Annotated in this window: 1 pseudogene; it reads right to left on the bottom strand. The window is 70.0% G+C overall.

The features are described from left to right. Positions 1 to 310 (bottom strand): annotated as a pseudogene (locus D180_RS15675) (primosomal protein N'); the annotation flags it as partial. Positions 311 to 1,147: the final 837 nt, after the last annotated feature.

The raw sequence follows: 1,147 nt of genomic DNA, 5'->3' as shown, positions 1-1,147 counted from the left end.
GGGCGGTCGCCAGCACCTCGCCCAGCGGCGCGTGGCTGTAGCGCGCCAGCCAGCGCAGCGACTCCGCCAGTTCGCCGTGCAGCAGCGGCGCCGGGTCCAGCCACGCCAGTGCCGCGCGCAGGCCATCGGCGTCCTCGACCTGGCCGATCGCCGCCACCACCCCGCTCAGTTCGCGGTTGCCGAACGGCACCTGCACCCGGCGGCCGACGTCGCCGTCGGCGACCGTGCCCCCGGGCGGCGGCAGGTAGTCGAACACCTGCGGCAGCGGCACGGGCAGGGCGACGCGGAGCGTGGCGGCGGGGGAGGGCATCCGCCTAGTCTAGGGCGTGTCACCAATCCCGAGCATGCCGCGTTGGGTCTGGCAGGCGCGCAGCCGGCATTGCGGGCGCAGCGCCTAACTGGCCGTCAGGTCAAGCCGCGCGGCGTCGGCAGCGCGCCTGCCAGACCCAACCCGAAGGGCCGTGGTTGCGCGTGCCCGTGGCCGCGTCATCGCTCGGGCGTGGACGCACGTCCACTTCCTCGCTCTTCCTTGCCACAGGCACGCGCAATCACGGCGCGGCATGCTCGGGGATTGGTGACACGGCCCTAGCGGCCGCCGCAAAGTGGGTTCCGGGGGGCGGGAGTTGCGCGCGATTGCTGCCCGCAAAGTGATAAACCGGTCGTAAATGGCCGCCGCGCTTGGGGAATCGAATTTATCCACATCTGCTGTGGATAAAGCTGTGCATGACGGGCATGCTCCACGCCGTGAAGACGGACTCACAAGCCTCTGCCACGAGTTGGACAAAAAAGCGCCAATCGCATTTATTCTTTTCGAAACAACAGCTTGGCCGTGAAACACAGATGCAACATGGTTTCGCGGGGGCTTGACAAGACCTGTCGCAGGCCAATTTCCGGCGCTGTGCACAACCGGCCGTCGCGACGGCCGCGGGTGAGCCGATCGGGACGCCGCTGTCAAGCGCGCGGTGTGGCGGCTGCCTCGCTATCATCGCGCCGATGATGGAGTTCCGATGACCGCCGCGTCCCCTTCCGACGGCGTGGCCGCACCGCCCGCCCTGGCCGCGTTCCTGCGCGGCATCGAACGCCGCGCCGCGGTCCTGGCCGACCTGCAGAGCGGCCGGCCCGAACGCGGCATGCCGGCCCTGGCGGC

This window comes from Xanthomonas sp. SHU 166 (genome assembly GCF_000364685.1).
In the GTDB taxonomy this organism is placed as follows: domain Bacteria; phylum Pseudomonadota; class Gammaproteobacteria; order Xanthomonadales; family Xanthomonadaceae; genus Xanthomonas_A; species Xanthomonas_A sontii.
The sequence above is the reverse complement of the archived record's forward strand: the minus strand, read 5'-3'. Positions and strand labels throughout refer to the sequence as shown.